The 2,156-nt window shown below is 67.9% G+C and carries 3 protein-coding genes; all 3 read right to left on the reverse strand.

Annotation, left to right across the window (positions count from 1 at the left end; translation table 11 throughout):
- Positions 1-196 precede the first annotated feature (196 nt).
- Positions 197-628 (reverse strand): hypothetical protein, encoded by a 432-nt coding sequence (locus OXK16_10930; protein MDE0376463.1) that lies wholly within the window; start codon positions 626-628, stop codon positions 197-199.
- Positions 629-713: 85 nt separating this feature from the next.
- Positions 714-1,931 carry an FAD-dependent oxidoreductase gene (locus OXK16_10935; protein ID MDE0376464.1) on the reverse strand — a complete coding sequence of 406 codons (1,218 nt, stop codon included), beginning with the start codon at positions 1,929-1,931 and terminating at the stop codon, positions 714-716.
- Positions 1,928-2,156, reverse strand: a 229-nt coding sequence (locus OXK16_10940; protein ID MDE0376465.1) for a hypothetical protein, incomplete at its 5' end; no start/stop codon positions are given. The genes OXK16_10940 and OXK16_10935, both read right to left, overlap by 4 nt.

Here is a 2,156-nt window from a genome sequence, read left to right on the forward strand (position 1 = left end):
CCAAGCCCTCGGCAGCCCGGATGGCAGGCAGGTGGGCCCGGTCCCCGAAGCCGGGCGGACTGGCGCCGATCACGCCGATACGCACCTGATCAGAGTCGCTCATGGGTTAGCTGCCCGCGCCAAATCACCCTCCTGCGGATGTGGATGCTCACGCGGTGACTGTACTACCGGAGCGAAGCGGCTTCTGTGCGCCTGATCAGTCGTCGATGAGGTACAGGCCGCAGGGCACGTGGGCGGGGTGATCCCAGATCTCAGGAGAACCCTTGACCGTCAGGTAGACGCCATAGGTCCACATGATCCCACCGACTCCCTCCAGGCCTCCTTGCTCGTACAGCACGTAGGAGACCTTCATGCCCTCTTCCGGGACGCTCGGGTCGTAGCAGCGGGAGGACTCGCACCGGACCAGGTCGTCCCAACCGCGCTCCCCTCCGGATGGGAACAGGAAGTGCGCGGGATCGGGACCTGCAGGCCTACGTTCTTCCAGCACCTCCCCGGCGGTCCTTACCATGGTGCGGCGTGCTTCCTCCACCGACTGGACGAACACAGGGGGTTCGGCATAGACGAGACAGCCTCCCGTGGACTCGAAGGCCAGCCAGAATCCCGAACCGGCATCGCGTGTTGCAGTCATGATCCGAAGCTAGCCACCGGGTGTGACATGCTCCGGCCGACGACACGCGGCTCGGGATGTGTGCGCCCGCGGCGACCCGGCCCGCCTACGCGAGTTCCGATGCCAGTTCGAGGGCCTCATCGAAGCCGGCGTCGCGGACCAGCAGGCTCCGCATCTGCATGAGCGGACCCACCGTGTCGATGGCGAAGGCGCCTCCCAGCCGATCACCGTCGCGGTACAGGGCCATCATGGCTGGCTGATCGGGCGGATCGTGAACGAATGCCGGCTCGTCTCCTGTCGCCCGGCCCACCAGCTGCAGGCGGTGCCCGTACTGGTCGGACCAGAAGTATGGGATGCCGTCATAGGCGACCGGGTCGGCACCGGACATGGCAGCCACGATGTTGCGGGCCACGGTGGTGGACTGCTGGACCGTGTTGGTCCAGTGCTCGACACGCATCCGCTCGCCGTACCTGGGGTTGTACCAGGAGGCCAGGTCGCCCAGCGCGTAGACATCGGGCAACGAGGTGCGCATGTGCTGGTCGCACAGCACCGCCCGGTCGATCTCGATCCCCGAGTCCTCCAGCCACTCGATGTTCGGGATCACCCCGATTCCGACCACCACCAGGTCGCATCCGATCGCCGGGCCGCCGGCGAGGCGGACCGCCAGGCCATCGGGAGTCCGGTCGATGCCCTCCACGCCGGCGCCGCACCGGAGTTCGGTCCCGTAGAGGTCATGGAGAACGGCGCAACGCTGCCCCACCTCGGCGCCCACCGCCGCCACCAGGGGCTGTCCGGCAGCCTCTAGGACCGTCACATCCGCCCCCCGGTCTCGAGCGCTGGACGCCACCTCGCTGCCGATGAAGCCCGCCCCGACCACTACCACATGCCTCGCCCGGTCGAGAGCCGACCGGATCGATGCGGAATCGTCCAGGGTGCGCATCACATGGACACCGGGCAGGCCTTCCGTTCCCGGGAGGCGCCGGGGACGGGCGCCTGTGGCTATCACCGCTGCGTCGTATCCGAGCTGCTCACCGGTGGCGAGGGTGATCGTGCGGCGGTCGCCGTCCAGGCCCACCGCCGGCGAGCCGAGCCTCAACTCGATGCCCTGATCCTCGAAGAAACCGCGCGCCCGGAAGTACGTGTCGTCCGGTGCCTTCTCCTCCGTCAGGACCTCCTTGGAGAGGGGCGGACGGTCGTAAGGAAGGTGGGACTCGTCCCCCACCAGGATGATCCGGCCCTCGAACCGGAGACGCCGCAGGGTGTGGGCAGTACGGAAGCCACCGAGGGAGGCCCCGACGATGACCACGGCAGGCCGGTCGGTCACGCGGTGGGTGCCAGCTCGATCTTCCCGTCGGCGAACTCCATCAGCCAGCGTCGGTAGATCACGGTGCCCAGGTCGGCCGCCTTCACGTGCATCTCCGCGGTCAACTCCACCGGGAGTTCCTCCGGACGCTGTGACTCGACCACCGGCTTGTCCTGAGCGAGGATGACCCGCTGCATCCGGTCGAACTCCTCGTCCAGGTCGTAGGCGAAGTTGCGGGCCACGAAC

This window comes from bacterium (assembly GCA_028821235.1).
In the GTDB taxonomy this organism is placed as follows: domain Bacteria; phylum Actinomycetota; class Acidimicrobiia; order Spongiisociales; family Spongiisociaceae; genus Spongiisocius.